The 23,981-nt window shown below is 37.6% G+C and carries 15 protein-coding genes, 1 tRNA gene and 1 pseudogene; 5 read left to right on the top strand and 12 right to left on the bottom strand.

What is annotated here, in order from left to right; all coding sequences use genetic code 11:
* Positions 1-279: 279 nt before the first annotated feature.
* A complete protein-coding gene (locus GHC26_RS10165) occupies positions 280-1,347 on the bottom strand; it encodes a YkvI family membrane protein (RefSeq protein WP_163971155.1) in 1,068 nt (355 codons plus the stop codon).
* Positions 1,348-1,681: 334 nt separating this feature from the next.
* Here GHC26_RS10165 and GHC26_RS10160 point away from each other — a divergent pair, with 334 nt between their 5' ends.
* The 4 genes from GHC26_RS10160 to GHC26_RS10145 all read left to right on the top strand — a co-directional run bounded on the left by GHC26_RS10160 (position 1,682) and on the right by GHC26_RS10145 (position 7,363).
* A complete protein-coding gene (locus tag GHC26_RS10160) occupies positions 1,682-2,929 on the top strand; it encodes a PucR family transcriptional regulator (RefSeq protein ID WP_226376912.1) in 1,248 nt (415 codons plus the stop codon).
* Positions 2,930-3,034: 105 nt separating this feature from the next.
* The gene (gene ald / locus GHC26_RS10155; RefSeq protein WP_163971153.1) at positions 3,035-4,153 is read left to right on the top strand and encodes an alanine dehydrogenase; all 1,119 of its coding nucleotides are present in this window, start codon (positions 3,035-3,037) and stop codon (positions 4,151-4,153) included.
* A 905-nt stretch (positions 4,154-5,058) separates the two neighbouring features.
* Positions 5,059-6,234 carry an alanine racemase gene (gene alr, locus GHC26_RS10150; protein WP_163971195.1) on the top strand — a complete coding sequence of 392 codons (1,176 nt, stop codon included), beginning with the start codon at positions 5,059-5,061 and terminating at the stop codon, positions 6,232-6,234.
* 499 nt (positions 6,235-6,733) lie between these two features.
* Positions 6,734-7,363 (top strand): LysE family transporter, encoded by a 630-nt coding sequence (locus GHC26_RS10145; RefSeq protein ID WP_163971152.1) that lies wholly within the window; start codon positions 6,734-6,736, stop codon positions 7,361-7,363.
* Here GHC26_RS10145 and GHC26_RS10140 read toward each other — a convergent pair.
* The 3 genes from GHC26_RS10140 to GHC26_RS10130 form a co-directional block, all read right to left on the bottom strand.
* On the bottom strand, positions 7,360-8,691 hold the full coding sequence (locus GHC26_RS10140; protein WP_163971151.1) for an amino acid permease: 1,332 nt from the start codon (positions 8,689-8,691) through the stop codon (positions 7,360-7,362). The two genes, GHC26_RS10145 and GHC26_RS10140, sit on opposite strands and share 4 nt — an antisense overlap.
* A 143-nt stretch (positions 8,692-8,834) precedes the next feature.
* Positions 8,835-10,226 carry an FAD-binding oxidoreductase gene (locus tag GHC26_RS10135; RefSeq protein WP_163971150.1) on the bottom strand — a complete coding sequence of 464 codons (1,392 nt, stop codon included), beginning with the start codon at positions 10,224-10,226 and terminating at the stop codon, positions 8,835-8,837.
* Between the two features lie 162 nt (positions 10,227-10,388).
* Complete coding sequence (locus GHC26_RS10130) at positions 10,389-12,023, bottom strand: BCCT family transporter (RefSeq protein ID WP_163971149.1); 1,635 nt, start codon at positions 12,021-12,023, stop codon at positions 10,389-10,391.
* A gap of 254 nt (positions 12,024-12,277) precedes the next feature.
* On the opposite strand from GHC26_RS10130, the gene GHC26_RS10125 reads away from it, so the two are divergent.
* The gene (locus tag GHC26_RS10125) at positions 12,278-12,754 is read left to right on the top strand and encodes a YusW family protein (protein ID WP_163971148.1); all 477 of its coding nucleotides are present in this window, start codon (positions 12,278-12,280) and stop codon (positions 12,752-12,754) included.
* 181 nt (positions 12,755-12,935) lie between these two features.
* On the opposite strand, the gene glpK is transcribed toward GHC26_RS10125, so the two are convergent.
* The 8 genes and pseudogenes from glpK to GHC26_RS10085 form a co-directional block, all read right to left on the bottom strand.
* Positions 12,936-14,429, bottom strand: coding sequence for a glycerol kinase GlpK (gene glpK / locus GHC26_RS10120; RefSeq protein WP_163971147.1), 1,494 nt, complete (start codon positions 14,427-14,429; stop codon positions 12,936-12,938).
* A gap of 62 nt (positions 14,430-14,491) precedes the next feature.
* Positions 14,492-14,941: pseudogene (locus GHC26_RS10115) on the bottom strand (MIP/aquaporin family protein); the annotation flags it as partial.
* A 121-nt stretch (positions 14,942-15,062) separates the two neighbouring features.
* Positions 15,063-18,047, bottom strand: a complete 2,985-nt coding sequence (locus GHC26_RS10110) for a type III restriction-modification system endonuclease (protein ID WP_163971146.1) — start codon at positions 18,045-18,047, stop codon at positions 15,063-15,065.
* 14 nt (positions 18,048-18,061) lie between these two features.
* Positions 18,062-19,957, bottom strand: coding sequence for a site-specific DNA-methyltransferase (locus GHC26_RS10105; protein ID WP_163971145.1), 1,896 nt, complete (start codon positions 19,955-19,957; stop codon positions 18,062-18,064).
* A gap of 97 nt (positions 19,958-20,054) precedes the next feature.
* Positions 20,055-21,929 (bottom strand): site-specific DNA-methyltransferase, encoded by a 1,875-nt coding sequence (locus tag GHC26_RS10100; protein ID WP_163971144.1) that lies wholly within the window; start codon positions 21,927-21,929, stop codon positions 20,055-20,057.
* Between the two features lie 203 nt (positions 21,930-22,132).
* Positions 22,133-22,226: transfer RNA gene (locus GHC26_RS10095), tRNA-Ser, on the bottom strand.
* 340 nt (positions 22,227-22,566) lie between these two features.
* Positions 22,567-23,166, bottom strand: a complete 600-nt coding sequence (locus GHC26_RS10090) for a thioredoxin family protein (RefSeq protein WP_163971143.1) — start codon at positions 23,164-23,166, stop codon at positions 22,567-22,569.
* Positions 23,167-23,322: 156 nt separating this feature from the next.
* On the bottom strand, positions 23,323-23,862 hold the full coding sequence (locus GHC26_RS10085; protein WP_163971142.1) for a GNAT family N-acetyltransferase: 540 nt from the start codon (positions 23,860-23,862) through the stop codon (positions 23,323-23,325).
* Positions 23,863-23,981 lie beyond the last annotated feature (119 nt).

Below are 23,981 nucleotides of genomic sequence, written 5' to 3'. Positions count from 1 at the left end.
TGCTGTCGAAAGTAAGTCGAGGCCGCTTGTCTGTGCACACCTAAGTGCAACTATGCTATTGCCACGCCTAAATGCTTTGCAGGTGCCAAGTTTTTCTTTACGAGTAGCTGAAGTGTTGTCCGCTAAAAAGCGACTTTCCGAAGCGGAAAACAAAGATATTTAGTTATGTCGCAATATAGGCAAATTACAACGGTAAAAAAACAACATAGAATACAGCAAAATCCCATAGAAAAAAGACTAGGCTTTGTGCTGTGCCCAGTCTTTCACGAACAATATTTACTAAACTTGTGAACGTTCTTTTGTTTCTTTTTTTAATCGGAATGGTGCGGCCAAGAGTGCTACGATTAGGAACAATCCTAAGAAACCAATTAATGGATAGAAGAAGGAAACAAGATCCGTAAACCCAACAAATCCTAATCCAAACGCTACAATCCCTGTAATAATGACGAATACTTTGTGATTCTTCGTTCCAACTGTTGTAAATCGTGCTGAGAATGAGAAGAACATACTGATTGCTGTGTTAAAGATCATCCCGAATAATACGAGCGAATAGAAAGTTCCTAGTAAAGGAGAAATATCATCCACAATTTTTAACATCGGCATGTCCGCTGTTGCAACCACATCAATTTTAGAGAAAATAGCGAGATGACTTAATACAATAAGAAGCCCCAAACCAAAACCACCAACAAGTCCACCGATTGAGGACGTTCTTTCATCTGTCTCATTCCCCCCCATTAATAATGCCATCGATGCACCTACTGCAATGTTAAACGATACATAGTTTATAGCAGACATTAGCCAATGTGACAGTGCTGATGGTTGTTCTTTTGCAAAAGGTTCCAATGATGCGAAGGTTGAATCCATTGTTGTTAAGCTATAAACGGAAATGATAATAACACCGATAATCAAAAAGGGTGTAATACTACCTATAATATTTACGACACGTTCTACATTCAACATGATGGTTAAGACGACAAGAACAGTCATTAACGTAATACCGACGATTGGCGGCATCCCGAACTGTTGATTCGGTATAGAACCTGCTCCTGCGATCATCACGACCCCAACACCAAACAAGGTAAAGATAATGATATAGTCAACAATCACCCCAAGATAACGACCACTAACACGGTATATCGCTTCTTTGTGTGATGTAGCCTTCATTCGTGTACCTAGCTTTGTTAACCACATACCTAAATAGGCAAAAAGTGCGGTACTAATAACAGCACCAATTGTTCCAATATGCCCAAAGCTTGTAAAATATTGCAAAATCTCCTGCCCTGATGCAAAGCCTGCCCCAACGATAATCCCGATAAAAGCGCTTCCAATTCGTAATATATCTTTCATATGTTTACCCCCTAGTTGTGTATGAATTTACGAGAAGAATATAATTTTTCAGGTAATTTTTTAGTAAAATAAACTCTATAAAAACTACCCCTTTGTGGATATTTGATAAAACGTTTTCATTTTGGTAGGATGAGGCATTATTGAGTATACCATACCTTTTAACTTTTTTAGTTTAGTATTTCGACAAAATTTTTATGCTTCCTTTTGTTTAATTTCACAAACTAAACGAGACTTTTCGATCCATTTCTAGGTGTGAAATGTGGTATCCTTTAGAGGATGTTTCCTTTTACTATCAAGGTAGAAAGGATGATTTTGAGGGAAGGAGTAATGGATGATGAGTCGTTCTACCCATTCAGATCTATTTAAAGATACATTTGACTCCCCTGAAGGTTTGGCAGATCGGATTGCGGAAATCTTAGGGTGCCCCATTACAATAGAAGATGCGAACCACCGAATTGTATCCTACAGTAAACACGAGGATAATGTCGATGATGCAAGAATCGCTACCATTATGCGTAGAAAAGTACCAAATCATGTCATTAATGGCTTATGGAAAAGTGGTGTGATGTCCAAATTATTCGAGAGTGATGAACCTGTAATTATCCCTGCAATTAAAGAAGTTGGACTCGGTAACCGAGTAGCTGTCTCTGTCCGTAAATATAATGAAATTCTTGGTTTTATATGGGCTCAAACGGATAACAAACAAATTGACCCCGAAAAGTTGCAACTCTTAAAAGAAGCAGCCAGTCTTGTCAAACAGCAACTATTACAATTAAAGGTCAAAAATAGAAAATCGGATAAAAGTTATCAAGAATTTTTCTGGCAATTATTAACTGGACATATCCAGGAACAAAGGGAAATTGAGCGACTTGCCAAGCAATATAACATGGAACTAGATGGCGATGTAACCATTGGTATCATCGATTTTAATACAGATATAACACAATCTATTGAAAAGCATGCCTACTATTTAACCGAAACATTGCAACAAGCACATGTCGTTTGTCGTGTATTTGACCAAAATCAATTATTATTACTCATTCGGGTACCCGAATCAAACGCGTCGATTTCTGTTGTGAAAGACCTCATCACAGATTTCATCCGAAAAATAAGCGAACGATTGCAATTACAAGATATCACAGGATCCTTTGGAATCATTTATCAAACACCGATCTATATGCAAAATAGTTATCGACAAGCATTAAAAGTACTCGAGTTAAAAGCGCAATTCCCACAGCAGTTAAACGATGTATACAGTTATCATGCACTTGGTATTTTTCAATTTCTAGATGAGCTTTCACTTGTACAAGAACGGGATCATTATCAAAACTATTCGATTGAAAAATTAAGAACCTATGATAAACGAAATAATGCAGATTTACTAAAAACAATGAAGGTATACCTCCAATGTGATAGTAATGTGCACCAGGCGGCAAAAGCCATGCATGTCCATACAAACACGCTCAATTACAGGTTAAAACGAATTGCTGAAGTTGGCTCTATTAATTTAAAAGACCCAAATCAAAAAGTAACGATATACCTTGATCTATTAATAGAAAACATGAAGCGGGATGATTTGTGATTTCAAACAAATCGTTCCGCTTATTTTTAGTTTTCTCCATGAGGAAATATTTTTATTTTGGTTTTATAATGAAATTAATATGAACGAATAAGGGGGATCTTATCAATGATCATTGGAGTACCTAAAGAAATTAAAAATAACGAAAACCGTGTTGCCATGACACCAGCTGGCGTTGTGAATTTAGTAAAAGCTGGTCATTCTGTATTAATTGAATCTGATGCAGGTCTTGGTAGCAGTTTTACAAACGAAGAATATAAACAAGCAGGTGCTGAAATTATTGAAAGCGCTTCAGACGTATGGGGAAAAGCTGAAATGATCATGAAGGTTAAAGAGCCATTACCTTCTGAATATGGTTATTTCCGTAAAGGTCTTATCCTATTTACGTACCTACATTTGGCTGCAGAACCAGAATTGGCAAAAGCACTAGTAGAAAAAGAAGTAACAGCAATTGCATATGAAACAATTACAGTAAATGGTACTCTACCACTGCTTTCTCCAATGAGCGAAGTGGCAGGTCGTATGGCAGCGCAAATTGGTGCACAGTTCCTTGAAAAAACAAAAGGTGGCAAAGGAATTCTATTAAGTGGTATTCCTGGTGTGAAACGTGGAAAAGTAACGGTTATTGGTGGCGGAATGGTTGGTACCAATGCTGCTAAAATCGCAGTAGGACTTGGTGCAGATGTAACCATTATTGATTTAAATCCAGATCGTCTACGTCAATTAGAAGATATCTTTGGATCAAGCGCACAAACATTAATGTCCAACCCATTTAATATTGAAGATGCAGTTAAAGAATCAGACTTAGTTATTGGGTCTGTCTTAATTCCTGGTGCTAAAGCGCCTAAATTGGTTACAGAAGAAATGGTTAAATCCATGAATCCTGGATCTGTAGTGGTGGACGTTGCCATTGACCAAGGTGGAAACTTTGAAACAAGTGATCGCATTACCACACATGATGATCCTACGTATGAAAAACATGGGGTTGTTCACTATACAGTTGCTAACATGCCTGGTGCGGTACCACGTACAGCTACGATCGGATTAACAAATGTTACGACACCATATGCAGTACAAATTGCTTCAAAAGGTGTAAACCAAGCAATTAACGACAACCCTGCAATAAAAACTGGGGTAAACATAATGAATGGTAATGTAACCTTTGAGGCAGTAGCAAAAGACCTAGGATACAATTTCGTTACAGTAGAAGACGCAATGAAGAAATAGACCATTTTCAAAAAAATATAGCACCCTTCAATTCTTACTTGAAGGGTGTTTTCATCCTGTACGTTTCAGTGTCCTTTTCCAACTAAGAACCTTAGCGGCTGTCTGGAATTGATATCAAAATAAAAGTAACATAACTCTTTAAATAAAGCCTCTTTTCGCATACTTTGTTGTTTTCTACGACGAATAATCTATATAATGTGCAGTAGTTAGGATGTGCACATTGCTTCGCTACGGAAAAACACTTCGCTTTCCGCGGGGGAGTGGTGAGCCTCCTCGGGCTAGCGCCCTGTGGGGTCTCACCTATCTCCTACTCCCCGCAGGAGTCTTCGTGTTTTTCCTTCGCTGATGTGTGCTGTCCTCTTTCTAATCATTGCTATTGCTAATATACTAGTTGATTGGAGTGTAGGACAGTCGACTCCTGCAGGAACAGCACGCATCTAGACCTGAGCAGGAAGTGGTTTTCTACCGAGGAGGCTGAGGCCGTGCTTGCGGTTAAGTAGACACTGTGAAAACGTAAAGTTTGAACAGATGTCGCACTTATGCCCATGGTGAAAGTGAAGTGTATTTCCGTAGCGGTTTTCATAGCTAAAACTATTGCGCATAATCCATCTTATATGCAAGACATTTCATACGAGAAGGCCTAAATAAATTGAAACTTCAATCAGTGGGGGGGTCCTTTCCTCCCCCACTGATTGTTAGTTGAACGAATCGGACATTTACGGGCAGTTTGTATCCCCCACTTATCTTTCTTGGATCTCCTAAGAAATCTTGAAGTGGGGGTCTTACTGCACGTTACATGCAGGATAAATGACGACAAAGCTATAACGTACAAAATTGGCCTTTTAGTTAGTAAACAGGCGAATTATAATCATGGTATAATAGATACAAAGAGGGGGTATATAATGATGAACCATGGAAGTTACCGTGACACATGGGTAGAAGTTTCGTTAGACGCCATTGAACAGAATGTCCACGCATTTAAACAACACATCAATCCTGCTAGTAAGTTAATGGCAGTTGTGAAAGCAGATGGCTACGGACATGGAGCAGTAGAAGTTGCCAAAACAGCATTAGATGCAGGTGCTGAATATCTTTCTGTCGCATTACTTGATGAAGCAATCCAATTACGTCAAGCAGGCATTACTGCACCAATCTTAGTACTAGGCTACACAGCCCCCGACGCAGTAGAAGATGCGATCCAACATGATATTACATTAACCGTATTTCGGAATGATGTATTGGAACGTATCATTGAAGTAAGTGAATCATTGAAAAAATATAGTTATATCCATTTGAAAATAGATAGTGGCATGAATCGAATTGGAATCCAAGAAAAAACAGTAGCATTACAATTTATCCAGTCCATTACATCTGAATTTGTCAAACTAGAGGGTGTGTTTACCCACTTTGCAGATGCTGATAATCCAGATCCAAGCTATACAAGAAAACAATTTGCCCATTTTTCAGATGTCGTCAACTACTTGGAGCAACATGATGTAACGATTCCAATAAAACATTGCTGTAATAGTGCAGCAACCATTGCCTTTCCAGAAATGCATCTAGATATGGTTCGCGTTGGTGTTAGCTTGTATGGTCTTTATCCTAGTGATCATTTAGAATCCTACATTAAGCTTAAACAAGCGATGACATTTAAGACAAAACCAGCCTTTATTAAAACAGTCGAATCAAATGAGCCAATTAGCTATGGTTGTACATTTACACCAGAAGAGCCAGCTAGAATTGCGACTATTCCAGTTGGCTATGCAGATGGATTTTCTCGACTACTTTCTAACAAAGGAAATGTAACGGTAAAAGGGAAAAAAGTGCCTATTGTAGGTAGAATCTGTATGGACCAATCCATGATTGATGTTACAAACATTGCCGATGTAACAGAAGATGATGTATTTACCATTTTTGGTGATCCAAAAGAGGGCTATATTTCATTAGGAGAAGTTGCAGAACAAATGCAAACGATCCATTATGAAACAGCTTGTTTAATAGGAAAACGTGTGCCAAGAGTATATGTAAAAAATGGAACTACTATCAAGGAAAAAGGTTTAGTAGAAAAGGTTGTCCTGTAACACGGCAACCTTTTTTACGTTGTCTAAAGGATAAGTATGCTGAGGTGAGGTTTCATAATGCTAAAGTTCGATCCAAGTTAGTCAAAACCTACCTAAATCAATGTTGATTTGTTATTAGCTGTGCTTAACAACTCTTGTGGATGCAGAAAGTCACGTTGCAGCTCCACAGTTCCAGAATACCCATTTCCCATGACTTCCTGGAATAATTGTTATGCTTGTAGCAATGTTTACTGTGCCTGTTTAAAATCTCCTGTTACATCTGTCATTACATATTCTGCTTCATAAATCGCATCAATAGCTGCTTGAAATCCCCAGTTTTCGTATACAATGATCACCTTCTCTAGCAATTTTTTTCTTACATTGTCCTATTTTCGTGAAGTTATACAATTTTTCCAATGATTTAGCCAGTAAGGATTATAATTAATTTCATCCTTTTGTGGTACAAGCAACCCACCTTGAATATATATGGATAGACAAGCTAATTGGTGGGGTGAAATTTGTGAATGTATTTCTTAGTTATGTGTTATTAGGCTTATCATTAGCAGCTCCAATTGGACCCGTAAATGCAGCACAGCTTGATAAAGGGATTAAAGGGGGATTTTTCCCAGCATGGTTTGTAGGGCTTGGTGCTATTGTGGCAGACGGCATATACATGCTCATTGTTTACTTAGGAATTTTCCATTTGATCGATACACCGTTTATCCAAACCTTTTTATGGTTATTTGGTGCGTTTGTCCTCATTTATACAGGGATTGAAAGTATGGTTAGCACAAAAGAAATAAAAGCAAATAATAGTCGAAGTGCTGTCCGGCTGCATAGATCATTCTTCACAGGATTTATGATGTCCATTACAAATCCCTTAACCATTTTATTTTGGTTAGGAATTTATGGATCTGTTTTAGCAAAGACTGCAGCTACCTATGGTACACAAGCACTCATTTTTTATAGCGGTGCCATCTTTTTAGGATTATTAACATGGGATCTCTTCATGGCAGGTGTTTCCAGTGGGTTTCGTAAAATACTAAATGAAAAAGTACTTCATTTAATTGCCATCCTATCTGGTATCGTGCTAATCGGTTTCGGTATTTATTTTGGGTATCAAGGGATTGTACTATTACTAGATCATTAATGTTTGTCATTCTTTTTCCATTTTCGGCGCATGAACAAAACAACAATTCCAATAACTACTAGGATTCCAATACTGATAAAAAAGCCTGGGCGGTTTGTCTTATCTGAAATCGTCCCACTAACCCCCGCTAGGATTAAAACGATACCCGTCATATACTTTACGCGGTCTTTGATAGCGGGGTCTCGTAACTTTTGCGCCGACATAATGATAAACGACCAGTTATACAATAACATAAGGCCTGCGCCTGTAGTGATATAAGTGTAGATTTTCTCTGGTAAAGCAAGCGATAAAATAATCGATGCAATTAAACCAATGATCAATATGCCTAATGCTGGTAGTGGAATTGCTAATTTTCCCTGTTTGGCAAACACTTTTGGCGCATCACCATCTTCGGCTAATGATACAAGAATCGTGGTCACCCCATAAAACGACGCAACCATTGTGGAAAACCCCGCAATAATAATGGCACCATTAAAGAGATGAGGAATAAAATCCATATTAAAATCACCAAGTGCTACGACAAATGGACTTTCATCTGCTGTAAAATCATTCCAAGGGACTAATAGTAATGCAAGACCAAGAGATATAACATAAATGATAACTAATGTTAAGATCATGACTTTTCCCGATTTTGGTGCTTCTTTAGGATCCTTTAACTGAATAGCCATTAACCCCATTATTTCAATGCCACCAAACGCGTAAAATGCGAATATCAGAGCAGCCCAAAAACCAGTCCATCCAGTCGGAAAGAAATCTCCAATAGATTGTGGTGTATTTAATTCACCTACGCCACTAAAGAAACCAAATACATATAGAGCTGCAATCACAATAAACATAAGAATGGCTGCAAGTTTCATTACGGCAAATATATTTTCCAAACGGCTTAATGCCTTCGAACCGACCAATAAGACGATAATTCCTAACACTGCATAGCCTGCCGCAAATACCCATAATGGAATATGTGAAAACCAAAACCGAGAAAAAATCGATAATGCTGTCAATTGACTTCCCATAATTAATATTTCCGAAAACCAGTACATCCAGCCAATACTGAAACCAGCCCACTGTCCATAGGCTTGCTTCGCATACGTACGGAATGCACCTTTTTCTGGGTGGTCCGCTGTCAAATTAGCCAACGCATCGAAGACGATATACGTAGCGATCCCTGCGATAATAATCGCCAAAAGCATAGCTGGACCACCTAATTGAATCCCTAGACTAGTCCCTAGAAAGAAACCTGTACCAATTGTACACCCTACACCAAATAGGGATAATTGCCACCATTTCATATTATGGCTCGATTGACTAGAGTCTTTTGCTTGTCCCATACCTATATCCTCCTCACCTATCACATCTATCACATCATTTACATTCCCCTATATTAGGAAAAATAATGATGTTAATTTATGTGAAAAGGATGGGGAAATACAAAAAGAAAACCGTTCCATGATGGAGACGGTTTTCAAGAATTCTATTTATCCAGTTGTACTGCTTTATCCGCTACATTCACAATTTTAGATGGATTTAAGAGTGCTTTTGGATCTAATGCTTGTTTAATCCGTTCCATGATATTTAACGATGGACCATGTTCTTGTACTTGATATTTTTGTTTGCCAATTCCTACACCATGTTCACCCGTACACGTTCCTCCACGTTCTAATGCATAATATACAATTCGTTCATTTACTTTATTTGCCCGTTCTATTTCATCTGGATCATCTACATCAATCATTAGCAAAATATGATAATTACCATCTCCAACATGACCAACAATGCCTCCTGAGAGACCGGACTCCTCCACAGCTAGTCTGGCATCTTTGACAGCACCAGCAAGTTCAGAAATTGGTACACAAACATCAGTTACCATTTGTTTTCTTCCTGGATGACCGTGTATATAGGCATAAGCTACGTTGTGTCTTGCTTCCCATAACTGATTACGTGCTGCTGTTTCGGTTTCAAATTGGATATCACGACAATTGTAGTCCATCACAATCTCTTTCATAAACGCAACATCTTGTTCTAAACCTGCTTCATTTCCATGTAGTTCCAGAAATAATGTCGGTACTTCTGGATAGGTCGTTTCACTATAATGATTCATTTGTTTGAGAGAGGCTTCATCTACTAGTTCCACCCTTGCAACAGGAATCCCAGCTTGCATAAGCGCAATCACTGTCTCCACTGCATCATCAACCGTATCAAAAGAGGCTCTAGCTGCCATAACATGCTCTGGAATCCCATAAACATGTAGCGTTAACTCTGTAAAACAGCCTAATGTTCCTTCAGACCCAACAAACAGCCCGTTTAGGTGGTAACCTGAGGAGGATTTCGCTGCCATGTTACCTGTATGTATAACACTGCCATCTGCTAACACTACTTCTAAATCCCGAACTTGATCACGCATGATTCCGTAACGAACCGCTGTTGTCCCACTAGCATTGGTTGCTGCCATTCCACCAACTGTCGCATCAGCACCAGGATCCACTGAGAAAAATAACCCATACTTTTTTAACTCTTTATTGAGTTGTGTACGTGTAACACCTGGCTGAACTTTTACTAGGAAATCATCAGGTCGCACCTCTAGTACTTGATCCATATAGGAAAAATCAATTGTAATCCCACCTTTACTCGGTATGACACTTCCCTCAAGGCTGGAACCTAATCCATATGGGACAACTGGAACATTGGCATTATTAGCCAATCTCATTACCTTTCTCACTTCTCCCGTATTTTCTGGAAACACAACCACATCTGGTAAATGTGGTGTATGATAAGATTCATCTGAACTATGCTCCGTTAAAACAGTATGATTGGTCGTCACACGCTCCTTATCTAATTCATTAACTAGCTCCTCAAAAAGTTGCATTCTAAACGTCCCCTCTCCTATTCATTATGTTATTTTCTTTATTATAACAGAATCATTTGAATTTTTTCGCCAACATAAACGCGGGCATCCTGACAACGTCTACTAGCACGTCCTCGCAAACGAAAAGCATGTGAGAGTTGATTAACCCACATGCCTTTTCGTTTAACCATCTATATTTTTATCTTGTAACGCTTCCATAGCAGTACGTCTTCTCTTTCGCTTTAAGTGTTCCATATTTTCTTTACGATCAATAAAAATGGTTGGTGGTTCATAATTTTTGGATGCACGAATATCTTCATTTGATGCACGCATAAACGACCATGCAAGTAACAGCATAATAAAAATAACAGGAAACCCTGCAACAATACTAGCTGTCTGTAAGGTTTCTAAATCGCCGATATACATCAAAACTAGTGGTAAAAAGGATAAGGTGAATGCCCAAAATAGGCGATTCCATCGTAAAGGTTCAGACTGCACTTCTTTTTGAACGACTGCTGCCAAAATATAAGACGAAGAATCAAATGTTGTCGCTAAGAAAATAATCGCCAAAATCGTAAAGAGTGCTACAATTACATTCGCAAATGGGAGTTGTGTCAGAATGGCTATAATGGCTGCAGGTGCTCCATTTTCACCCATAAATCCTATGACATCAAAGCTACCTGTCAACTGTAAGTACAGACCAAAGTTACCTAAAATGCCAAAGAATAAAATACACCCAATGGTACCATATATCATCGTCCCTAAAATCATTTCGCGAATGGTTCGTCCACGCGAAATACGTGCAACAAAGAGTCCAACAAATGGTGCATATACAAGCCACCATGCCCAATAAAATACAGTCCATGCCTCTGGAAATCCTGTTTCTTGATAGGCACCAATTGTTCCTAATGGTTCTAGCCATGTAGCCATCTGGAAAAAGTTATCAAGTATAAGCCCAATACTCGTAAATGTTGTTTCACTAATAAATAATGTTGGCCCAACGAAGAAGACAAAACCAAGAATAAATAACGTCAACCATAAATTAATATCACTCAAAAATTTAATTCCTTTTTTTAATCCAGAATAAGCACTGAATGCAAAAATCCCTGTACAAATTAACATAACCGCTGTATTTAATCCAATAGTTGCGGGAATCCCTGTAATTTCATTGATGCCTTCCGATATCATTGGCGTTCCTAGCGCTAACGTGGTACCAGCACCACCCATTAGTCCAAACATAAATAAGACATCAATTATATTTCCTAAAGGACCGTCAACCAGTCGACCAAGAACAGGTCTTACTGCCTCACTAACTTTTAAAACGGGTTTTTTACGTACATAGTAAAAATAAGCAATTGGTAATGCTGGAAGTGTATAGATTGCCCATGCAATCGGCCCCCAATGGAAAATTCCATAAGTAGGTGCCCATTCGAGTGCTGCTTGTGATTCTGCTTGAAGACCAAAAGGAGGACCTTGATAATAGTAAGCCCACTCTATCATTCCCCAATATAAAATACTTGAACCAATCCCAGCGGCAAATAACATCGCCGCCCAAGAAAATGTACCAAATTCCCTATCCTCATTTTCTTCTCCAAGCTTTACGTGTCCATTCTTACTAAACGCCACAAATAAAAGAAATGCAAAGACTACAAGGCCCATAATTAAATATAAAACACCAAAGTTTCCCGTCATAAAATCATTTGCCATATTGACAACCGCTGCACCTTCTTCAGGAAAAATCATCAACGGTATTGTTACTAATAATAGTAACAAAAGCGCACCAATAAACGTTGGCCAATCAATTAAATTTGTTTTCATATAAGACTTCACCTCTTTTAACTAGCATTACAAGAAATAAATAGGTTATGCCTTATAGTAAAGGATAAAAATTTGGTAAATTTGTGGTTTAAATTGTTAAAATTGGTAATTTGCCTATTGGTAGTTTCGCTGACTTCAGCGACTTCCGCGATCATCTTTAGAACTACTTTTTGAAGTCACTTCCTCATCATGTTTATTTCCATACTTGTCTGGAAATAGTAAGAAATGAAGTTTTCTGGTTAGGAGTGATCCCGTTGGTTAATAAAATGAAGTGGACAGGATTAATACTGTTCTTCGTAACCCTTGTAGCCTGTGGAGAGGATGATAAAGTAGAGAATCCTCCACAAAATACAGCTGATACGGAGCAAGAAAATCCAAATGTTGAAAATTTAAGTTCGACCACCGATACAGAGACTGATTACATTTTTGTAGAATTTGAGCTGGAACTTAATTATAATAACGAAGATGATGATATCATGATTCACTATAAAAATGATGAGGATAGAATGGAAGCATCTTACGTTGACGAGACAAAAGATATTGATTTAGCTGGAGATTATGCAATGGAAGAATTACATGGCACTTTCACAACGTTTGATTTTAATAAACATACACCAGATAAAGTTGTTATAAGTGATGTTCTAGAGGCTTTCGATATTACAGAAGACACCGAAGAAGTAGAGCTAGAAATTACATTTCCAGATGGAACGGAAAAAGAATATCATCAATAAATAACGAATATACAACTACATTAGAAAAACTCGCATTCGCTCGTCCTTTAGCGAATGTGTTCGTTTTTCTTATACTTGGGACATTAAAATTTTAGCTACGTCGAGTCTACTTCTTAGCTAAAATTTTATACTTTCCTAACGTGCTAAAAAGCTATCCAAACTCGGATAGCTTTTTTGAAACTTATTTAAATGTTCTTGTTGCCTCGATAGCCTTTTTCCAGCCAGCATAAAGGTTATCGCGTTTTGTATCATCAATGTCTGCATTAAAGGTTTTATCAATTTTCCATTGGTTTGCAATTTCTTCTTTATCTTTCCAATAACCAACTGCTAACCCTGCTAAATAGGCTGTTCCAAGCGCTGTTGTTTCTTGTACCATAGGACGTTCAACTGGTACATCTAGCATGTCACTTTGAAACTGCATTAAAAAGTTATTTTTCACAGCTCCACCATCCACACGCAACTTCTTGACATCTATGCCAGAATCGGCAACCATTGCGTCTAATACATCTTTTGTTTGGTAAGCCAATGATTCTAATGTAGCGCGGATAAAATGATCCTTCGTTGTACCACGAGTCAAGCCAAATACTGCTCCACGTGCATCACTGTCCCAATAAGGTGTACCTAATCCTACAAAAGCTGGTACCATGTATACTCCATCTGTCGATTCTACATTTGTCGCAAATACTTCACTTTGTGGAGCATTATCCACTAGCTTTAATCCATCTCGAAGCCATTGAATAGCAGATCCTGCAATAAATATACTTCCCTCTAAAGCATATTCCACTTTACCGTCTACTCCCCATGCCAATGTCGTGAGGAGCCCGTGCTCTGATGCAACTCCTTCTTCGCCAGTATTCATTAACATGAAACAACCAGTTCCATATGTATTTTTTGCCATACCTTTTTCAAAACAAGCTTGCCCAAACAATGCTGCTTGTTGGTCCCCAGCAATACCTGCAATTGGGACTTCTTCCCCGAAAAAATGATAGTCAACTGTTTTCCCATACACCTCTGAGGATTGGTGAACTTCTGGTAGCATGCTCTTTGGCACCGTTAAGATGTCTAATAATTCGTCATCCCATTCTAAGTCATAAATGTTAAACATTAATGTTCTTGATGCATTCGAGTAATCGGTAATATGTGTTTTCCCACCAGTTAACTTATAAACTAACCATGTGTCAATTGTCCCAAACAAGAGTTCTCCGTTTTCGGCCTTCTCTCTAGCTCCTTCAACATGATCCAGAATCCATTTTACCTTTGTGCCTGAGAAATAAGGATCGATTAATAAACCTGTTTTTTCACGGAATAAATCGTTATAGCCTTGTTCTCTTAACGCTTTACAAATCGGATCTGTTTGTCGAGATTGCCACACAATTGCATGGTAAATTGGTTTATTTGTATGTTTATCCCACACAACCGTTGTTTCACGCTGATTTGTAATACCAATACCAGCAACTTGGTTTGCCTCAATATCTGCTTTTCGTAGTACTTCTGCAATACAGGAAAGTACAGACGTCCAAATCTCTTTTGCATCATGCTCGACCCAACCAGGCTTTGGAAAAAATTGTTCAAATTCTCGTTGTGCTGTTTTGACAACCTCCCCAGCCTGATTAAATAAAATAGCACGTGAACTTGTTGTACCTTGATCTAATGACAAAATGAATTTTTCACTCACGTAAATCGCCTCCTATGTAAACTTTTCTTCCACCTTTTCTGCTGTCAATTTATGCTTACTCAATAATCGTTCACACCGATAAACGTCAGTCCCATTAACAAGATAAATGTACCGATTTCTTCACTTACTAAGTTGGAAAAGGGACTTCGTATCGCAGGGTCCGTCGAAAATACTTTTCGCCGTCTTACCCTCTGTTTCCTTCTAGTGTTGTAAATAATTGAGGAAAACAACCACTGCTCCAATAAAAGCACCAATCATCTGTGCTAATATATATAATGGTACTTTTTCCCACGGGAACTCATCTGCTACTGCAAATCCTAATGTTACAGCATGATTAAGGTGTGCACCTGTAAAATTCCCAATAGCATATACTCCCATTGTAACACCAAGACCCCAGCCGACTGTAATGACGATCCAACCCGCACCTTCAGCTTTAGATATTCTTAAAACAACTCCGCCACCTAATATAATCCAAATCATCGCCCAATAATTACGGCTAAAAATTCGGACATTGTGCACAAATCCTCATTACATTTTCATAGTAAAATGGATGAGCACATTAGAAATTTATATACGTATAGAATTTATAGTAAAAAACACCTATTTCTGATGATGAATAGGTGTTTTTTATATTTAATATATTTCATCTTTAAAAGTGGAAAAGTCATTTGCTAGTTTGTAGTCCACTTCTGTATGTAACGCTTCAAAATGCTTGTGACCACATTTGATCTTATCTTGCTCGACAATCCGTAAATTTTCCCGATCCATAGTCCCTTTCGTCTCCACGACAAAATACAATCGTTCCACATTTTCTTTTTCAATTAATACCGCCCAGTCCGGATTATAATGACCTAGTGGGGTTTCAATATAAAAGGAAGATGGCAGCTTAACAAACAATTTCACATCCTCGTCGGCATTTAACTTTTCAGCAAACTCGCGCTCCACCGTAGAATCATAGCGAATATGATCAAATACAGATTTACGATTTGATACCTTTAACGCATTTACTTTCATATAGCCGATTAATTCTTCATTCTCGAATAAGGATTGCTCGTAATATGCATGGTCACCAATTCGTTCATACTTAATGCCATCCAGCATTAATTTTCGCTTCTCTTTATTAATAATTTTCATGACCGTTTCCATGAACGCTTGTGGATTTTTTTTAAAATCATCTAACCGTTTTGACTGAACTAATATGTCGACCAATGTACGACGCTTCAAATTCGTCTGCTCTTGTAAATAACGAAGAATGTCAGGTAATCGTTTTTGCTCTTCTAAAACTTCCTCTGTTCGCATTGTTTGGCCTTGGCCTGTTACACCAGATCGATCCACCTTGACATACGCATTTTCCCGCCGAATACGTCTAGCTCGAAATGGCTCTAGCTTCTTAATCTGTACTACAGAACGTTTGATCAATGTATCTGAATCAATTTCAACTGAATAGGTTGTCTTATGTTTGATTTGGTCCCATAATGCTTTGAAATCCTCACTTAACAATACTTCCTTATTCAATTGGATATCTACTGCATCTTTTTTATTGAAAACAGGGAGCTTTTTGACAGATCCTTTGACGACTTCTTCAATCTCTTCTTTCACTGCTTTATATTCCGCTGGGACCTCTAACTTCCCTTCTGCAACAGCTTCTTTTAATTTATCTGTAATTTTTCCCTTAGAAGTAAGGTATTCCTGATGTACAAAATAGTCATATAATACTTCCGATTTTTCATAGTTGTTTGCTGATGAATCTTGTGACTCATCTTCCCATATTGCAGAAAATGTGTGCTTTTCCAAATAACCAAACTTAAGGCCTGTCTCTTCTTCCATCTCTGTTTGTAATGTCGCAGCAAATTCCTCATATGATTCATTCGCCACAACAGTTAATACATTAATATTTTCATCATATATACGCTGTCCCTCTTGATTGACAGGTAAGCGCAGGCCACGGCCGATTTTTTGACGTTTTGTTAATATATCTTTTGTATCAACAAGGGTACAAATTTGAAATACATTTGGATTATCCCAACCTTCTTTTAAAGCAGAATGAGAAAAAATAAACCGTAATGGTGTATCAAAGCTTAATAAGCGTTCCTTCTCTTTCATAATCAATTGGAATGTAGATTCATCATCTTTATTCGCACGAAGGGTTCCCTCTTTAGTCGTTCGGCTATTTTTATAGTTTCCTTTCTTATCTTTGGAAAAATAACCATCATGGACTTCATCTGCTCGTTGATTTGCAATATAGGCATCTTCTTCAAATAATGTTTTGTATTTAGGTAAGCGAATTAAGGCATTGTACTCTTCTTCAAACATAAGAGCATATTTTCCTTTTTGCCACTCGCCATCTTTCGGATAAACCCGGTAATTCTCAACCCTATCCAAGAAAAATAACGTTAACACTTTGACCCCTTGATGAACGAGCTTTAATTCCTTATCAAGGTGTGCACGAATTGCCTCTCTAATTTGATACCGTTTTAATGTATCATCATCTAATCCTCCAATTACTTCGCCTACATGTAACACCTGTCCATTTTCAAATTCAATCGATTGATTGTCTGGATGGGCATCAATCCCAGCAACCACATAGCCACGGTAAAGGTCGCGCTCACCTGATAATGTATACAGATTCGTTTTCCCCTTCATATTAATCGTTTTGCGAGCTCGTTTGACTGTCCCATTTTTCTTTTGTTCATCAATTTCTACGGTCGCTTTGTAGCCATTTTTATTCGATACATCAAGTAGTTTAATATAAGGTGTATTAAAATCATCGTCAGAATTAATCGAGAGTACTTCAATTTTTTTGACAAGCTTTTTCTCATAGGCATCAACTGGATCTAGCTTATACATTAAATTATAACGGTCGCGATGAGTCGCAGAATATCGTAGTTTACATAATGGATGTAAAGACGCAATGGCTTCTTTTGCCTTGTCGGTATTATCGACACTTTGCGGCTCATCAATGATCACAATCGGATTCGTTTCTTGAATAAATTGGATCGGCTTTTTCCCATTCATGGAATCCCGCTCACGATGAATCAAGTTAGCTTTGCTTTCTTTCTTCGGATCATCAAAGCTTTTTCGAAAAGCATCAATATTGATAATCATCACTTCAATATTCGTACTAGTTGCATACTCTCTAACTTGTTCCAGCTTGGACGAATCATATTTAAAAAAGTGACAGTGTTGGCCTGGATATAATTCATTAAAGTGAGATTCCGTCATTTGAAACGATTTATAAACCCCTTCTCTTATCGCAACACTGGGAACAACAATAATGAACTTTGAAAACCCGTATTTCTTATTTAGTTCAAAAATAGTCCGTGTGTAGACATACGTTTTTCCAGTACCTGTTTCCATTTCTACCGTAAAATTCCAATCATGCAGGTGACTACTTTTTGGAAGATAGTTATTCATTTGGATGTTTTGGACATTTTCGAGCACTTCTTCTTCGGATAACTCCAATTTATTGCCAATGCCAAGTTCTGTTATTTCTTGACCAATTATATCTCCCATACTAACCGAAAAATTAGAGACATTAGTTGTTTGTCCTTCAAAAATGTTTGTAATTGACTCCATTGCATCGAGTTGGTATTGTTGTTCATCGAATTTAATTTTCATCGTTTTCCCCCCTTTTATATCACTCGAATATCTTCTATTCCAAATCGTTTCAGGACTTGTTGTGCATTCACTCTAACCGTATCAGAGGAGAATCCCTCATCATAAAACACCACTCGCTCACAATCAGTGTACTGTTGAATCAATTCTTCCACGAATGCTGCCGTTAAGTTCCGTTCGAGGCAGATGACTAAATAGCCATTTCCAACCGAATAGACTGTTTTCCCTTGAAGCTCTTTCTCTTCAATTGGCATCGATAGATCGATACCATATTTTAGTAAGATTTCAAAAACGACATCTTCAGTAGACCGTCCCTCTTTGATCGGGTCAATCATATTTAACAAATCACGTTCAACATCCTTTGTTTCTTCATCCCAATGTTTTAAATTCGTATCCGTTAAACGAAAAACACGAAATCCAGTGTCTACGTTACTATTTGTCTCCGATTCTTCCTGTAATTGACTACCAGCTCGGCGGATCCGCTCTTTTGCAATGTCGCAAATTGTGTTATAGCCATTTTTTCGTGCAACTGATTTGTCATCCGTTTCTTCTGGGATTTGGACCATAATAAAACGTCGATTACCATTGTCTTCTTTATTTAAATCCATCACCGCATGGGCTGTTGTAGAAGAACCAGAGAAAAAATCTAGCACAATCGAATCTTTATCTGTTGTAAGTTTTAACGTATCTTTTATTAAATCTAATGACTTAGGAAAATCAAAAGCTTTCATTCCCATTAAGTCTTCTACCACTTTTGTACCGCGATTAATGGCATTGTACTTCTTATCCACCCAATGTGTTTTAATTAATTGGCCTTTATCCACACGGTACTTCTCGAAAATCCTTACTTCATCATTTCTATCTCGTTCCGCAACAATTTCTCCAGCTTCAATTAGTTGTTTCAATGCTTCTGGCTTTGTTTTCCAGGTTCTTTCTTGTCTAGTTGTATTTGGATACACTTCATGGTAGCCTTCTTGTTTAGTCAAGGTAATATGTGCAAAATCTGGACTAACATAAACTGGATAATAGAAGTTAGGTTTATTTTCCCTTAGGTTATGATCACCACCACCAAGTCGAATATAAGGATTTAACTTATATTTTCCCTTTTCATCTTCACGGTCAAATTCTTTTAATTTTTCCTCATCCAAAATAACTGAATTAAAAGAGAAGTTTTCTTTGTTTTTACTATAAAACAGTGCATATTCATTAGATGTTGCAAAAAACTTCTCTTGATTTCGGCCTTCTGGCTTATGTACAACTGTTACGATTCCTAGTCGATTAAACTCCCCAAAAATTTCATCACAAATCGTAATTAAATGGGCTAATTCATTATGATCAATCGCAATTACAATACAACCATCATCGGTTAATAAGCTCCTAGCCAGTCTTAGACGTGCATACATCATGCTGAGCCAATCACTATGAAAACGACCGTTCGTACGGAAATTGGTTTGGTATGGTGTTCCCGTCTCATCAAGGAGATCATTTTCCTCCATGAACGTCTTTTTATCTTGATAATAATTATTTTTATAAATAATATCATTACCCGTGTTATATGGTGGATCAATGTAGATCGTTTTTACTTTATTCGTATAACTAGTTTGTAATAAGCGTAAGACTTCTACATTATCTCCTTCAAGATAAAGGTTCTTCGTTTGGTCCCAGTTTACACTTTCTTGTTTTTTCGGTAATAGGGTTTTCGTTGATTGTTGTTGAGCAAATTTGATGGCTTCTGTTTTGCCATTCCAGGTGAAATCGAAACGTTCCCTATCCTTTTCCACTTCCTCTCCTAAGAGAAGGCGTAATTGATCAAAATCGATGTTCCCTTCTGACACTACATCTGGGAAAAGTTTTTTTAATGTATTGATATTTTCTTGTATAATATTACGTGTTTTGCCTTCCAGCTTTTCCATCTAAATCATCCTTTGTGGTAACATATTTCCTTATACGTTTTGATCCGTCAAAAGCTATTTTCTACAAATTGTTGCTTATCCTAAATGTACAGCTTCCCTATATAACTCGAATGTCTTCAACTCCATAGCGTTTCAGAAGTTGTTGTGCATTGGTCCGGATGGTGTCGTCTCGGAACCCTTCATCGTAAAATACAATTCGTTTACAGTCCTTATACTTCGTGACGATCTGTTCGATAAAGGAAAGACTTAAATCACGTTCTAAACAGATGATCAAATCTCCTGCACCAATGACGTACACAACTTTTTCATCCATTTGATCAATCTCAATTGGAACTGTTAACGCAATCCCGTATTTTAATAAAATTTCATAACAAACATCTCTTTGAGTTCGTGTTTCTTTAATGGGATCTAATTGATCTAATAAATTTTGTTCGACATCTGCTGCTTCTGTATCCCACATCTTTAAATTCGTTGAATCCAACTGAAAGACTTTGAAACCTACATCGATATTGGTTTGGCTTTCTGTTTTTTCTAAAATACTTTGTCCAGCACGACGAATTCGCTCTTTCCCAATATCGCTAATGGTCCGATATCCTGCCTTATATGCAGCTGATTTTCCCTCAATTTCTTCTGGTAATTGGACCATCATAAATTTTCGATTGCCTTGATCTTCTGCATTTAATTGCATCACTGCATCTGCTGTAGTGCCAGACCCCGAGAAAAAGTCGAGGATTATCTCATTTTCATCTGACTTTACACTTAATTGCATTAAATGCTTTAGTAAGTCAGTCGGTTTTACCGTATCAAAATAGGAAACACCATCAAATAATTTCTGTACTTCCTTCGTCCCTCTAGTTGCCGTGCCATACATATCCCCTGTAAACCATGTGTTTGCAACCGAGCCAAACGCCTTCTTTTCCTCATAAAACACTTTCAATTGTGGTCTTGATTCTCCTGTTTTACCAAAGACAATTCGATTGTCACGCAGCAATTCTTGATACTTTGTTTTATCAGTACGCCAACAACGACCAGCTGGAGGCCAGAATTTCTCCCCAGTGTTTGGATTTTCAATGTCATAGGTTAAATTTGGTCGTACATTTGGTGCGTCAAATGGATCTGTCTTCCAAGGACCACGTGGATCATTATCTGGATTTGAAAACTTATCTTCACTTAATGGGAGTGGAAAACAAGCAAAACTATCCATCGAAAACCATAGATCGGCATTTGACTCCTTTAGTCGTCTATGCTCTTTTCGCCGCTTTTTCGCATAGGCCAAAATATACTCATGCGAAATACTAAGATCCGTATCATTTTGAATAGATTGACGAGCTTGCCAAGGAATTTTGGCTACCAAATTATCTTCCCCAAATATTTCATCACAGACCTTTGATAAGTTAGACTCTTCATTCTCATCAATACTTATAAAAATCACGCCATCCTCTTTCAATAAATTCTTAGCGATCTTCAGACGGGGGTACATCATATTTAACCAGTCAGTATGAAAACGTCCATTCGTCTCTGGATTAGTCTTCATGTTTTCCTGATTTTTTTCTATATAGTTGGTGATGTTGTCTCTGTAATTATCATTATAGATAAAATCTCGTCCCGTATTATAGGGAGGATCGATATAAATCATTTTTACTTTGTTTCGATACGCATTTTGCAGAACACGCAGTACTTCTAGGTTATCCCCTTCTATGTAGAGGTTTTCTGTATGCTCCCAATTTACACTATCTTCTTTTACTGGTCGAAGCGTCCCGGTTGTTTGTTTTTGCGCAAGCTGGATTGCTTCAGATTTCCCATTCCACGTAAACTCATATCGTTCTTTCTCTTGTTCTACCTGATCTCCTAACAGAAGACGTAATTTCTGAAAATCAACCTTACCTTCTGTTACAACTTCTGGAAATAACATTTTTATCTTTTGCGTATTGTTTTGCACCTGGTCAAATGACCTACCATCCATTTTCCGCATTGGGACAACTCCTTACCTTCCATCTTTTCCCGTAATAGTCATGCATTCTTCTCTTACTATACCAAAAAGTCTTCGTTTACATGAATCTAAGTCTTAGGATACTGAAAAAGGTATACAATTTTTTGCCATACTAGCTAGAGCAAAAAAAGCATACCTATTTGTGATAGATATCCTTTGTACGACTATTTTTTATATGATTTTAATGGAGGAGAAGGTGGGATTCGAACCCACGCGGGCACATAGTACCCCTAACGCATTTCGAGTGCGTCCCCTTCAGCCAGACTTGGGTACTTCTCCAAAAAAGGGGTGATACTGGTGAGAGGACCCGAACCTCCAACCCCTTCATTATTAGAAAAACTCACATTCGCTCGTCTTTTAGCGAAGGTGTTGGTTTTTTTATACTTGGGACATTAAAATTTTAGCAACGTCGAGTCTACTTCTTAGCTAAAATTTTATGCTTTCCTAACGTGTTAGAAAAACCCACATTCGCGCGTCCTTCAGCAAATGTGTTAGTGCTACAACAGCTATTATTAGTAATCTAGTAAAATCACATAGAAAATAATAATATATTTTTTCGATTTGTTCAAGCATTTGAGATGGATCCAACCTCATTTTCACTGGAAGTCTTACCAATTGTTCACTCTATATCCATATACGTATACATCATTTCCTCTAACTCGTCGGTTGTATAATAACCTTGTGTACTATGAACAATTTCTGCCTTATTAAAGAGAATCGTATATGGAACATCCGTAACACCAAAGTATTCTGCTAACCCTGGAAATTCGTTAATATGAATATCGACAAAAATCATATCCGGAATTCGTTCTACCAAGTCTTCTTGTCCATAAATCATATTGTAGGAATCTTGGGTTTGTGCAAAACAATAATTATCGTAAAATATAATCGCCATATATTTCGTGTTATTGGCAAGGACCTCAATATCTTCGGTAGTTTTCACATTAAAGATATTCCCCTGCTCATTAATAGCCTTATGCCGTTTCGCTATCTCTTCCTCCCATAATGCTTGAAGCCGTTCTAATTCACGCTCTTTCATATCCGTAAAATACGGGGAATTATGAGACGCTTCTAGATCAATGCGTAAATCATCAATTGACTTAGTCGCATGATTTTTTACTGGTACTATTTCTTCCCCGCAGCCTGCTAAGAAAACAAATAATCCAATCAATATAAGTTTGTATCGTCTATAGGTTGCTTTATGTTCTCGAATTTTCATGACCCCCGTGTAAAAATGTAACTCTAGTATATCATGTTCACACGAGGGATCTAGAAGAATGATAGAAACCTTTTATTGGAAATACATCAATCGTTGGCACATACATAATCGATTGGGGTTTATACATAATTCCTTCATTCTTTTCAATCTAATACATTATTTCTCTTCATATTCTTTTTGAGTAACCCCATAAATACATACATCATAAAAAGTACCATCCCGATTTATATGCTGTTTTAAAGTACCTTCATAGTTTAATCCAACTTTTTCCATCACCCGATATGAACCTGGATTTATTGTAAAGGCTTGGGCAAAAATTCGATTTAACTGCAGTTCCTTAAAACCAAATACAACCATTGCTTGAGCTGCTTCTGTACCAAATCCTTTTCCCCAGAAAGGCTTCCCAATCCAGTATCCTAACTCCCCTCGTTTATGATGTTTTTGAATCGTTATATTGATCAAACCAATTAATTCCGCTGTCTCTTTTAAGGTAATTGCTTGTATGAAAAAATTCCTTTTAGCATGACCATCCATACTAAATGCTAAAAATTCCTCAGCAGCTCCTTTCGGGTATGGATGTGGTATAGTAGAGGTTGTTTTAGCGACATCATAATCACCTGCATACTTTTCTACTAATGCTGCATCATCTAAGGTAACATCGCGTAACACTAAGTTTGCTGTATGTAATCTCTTCAACTATGAGTCCTCCTCTTTTAATTGGTAGTTACGAGCTTTTCCAGATTTACTTTTGGGTGCATTTTATGTTTGTTTGTGCATTGACTGGTGGACTCGATTCACACTTCTTGGTGCTTTCC

Origin of the sequence: Oceanobacillus halotolerans, assembly GCF_010993955.1 — a bacterium.
GTDB classification, from domain to species: Bacteria; Bacillota; Bacilli; order Bacillales; family Amphibacillaceae; genus Oceanibacillus_A; species Oceanibacillus_A halotolerans.
Note: the sequence above shows the minus strand (reverse complement) of the source record. Positions and strands in the feature narration are given on the sequence as shown.

What these genes read in the sequence shown, in the direction of transcription:
- GHC26_RS10130 (WP_163971149.1), bottom strand. Translation starts at nt 12,023, where the DNA reads ATGAAAACAAATTTAATTGATTGGCCAACGTTTATTGGTGCGCTTTTG.
- GHC26_RS10160 (WP_226376912.1), top strand. Translation starts at nt 1,682, where the DNA reads ATGAGTCGTTCTACCCATTCAGATCTATTTAAAGATACATTTGACTCC.
- GHC26_RS10135 (WP_163971150.1), bottom strand. Translation starts at nt 10,226, where the DNA reads ATGCAACTTTTTGAGGAGCTAGTTAATGAATTAGATAAGGAGCGTGTG.
- alr (WP_163971195.1), top strand. Translation starts at nt 5,059, where the DNA reads ATGAACCATGGAAGTTACCGTGACACATGGGTAGAAGTTTCGTTAGAC.
- ald (WP_163971153.1), top strand. Translation starts at nt 3,035, where the DNA reads ATGATCATTGGAGTACCTAAAGAAATTAAAAATAACGAAAACCGTGTT.
- GHC26_RS10140 (WP_163971151.1), bottom strand. Translation starts at nt 8,691, where the DNA reads ATGGGACAAGCAAAAGACTCTAGTCAATCGAGCCATAATATGAAATGG.
- GHC26_RS10165 (WP_163971155.1), bottom strand. Translation starts at nt 1,347, where the DNA reads ATGAAAGATATATTACGAATTGGAAGCGCTTTTATCGGGATTATCGTT.
- GHC26_RS10110 (WP_163971146.1), bottom strand. Translation starts at nt 18,047, where the DNA reads ATGAAAATTAAATTCGATGAACAACAATACCAACTCGATGCAATGGAG.
- GHC26_RS10090 (WP_163971143.1), bottom strand. Translation starts at nt 23,166, where the DNA reads ATGAAAATTCGAGAACATAAAGCAACCTATAGACGATACAAACTTATA.
- GHC26_RS10100 (WP_163971144.1), bottom strand. Translation starts at nt 21,929, where the DNA reads ATGCGGAAAATGGATGGTAGGTCATTTGACCAGGTGCAAAACAATACG.
- GHC26_RS10105 (WP_163971145.1), bottom strand. Translation starts at nt 19,957, where the DNA reads ATGGAAAAGCTGGAAGGCAAAACACGTAATATTATACAAGAAAATATC.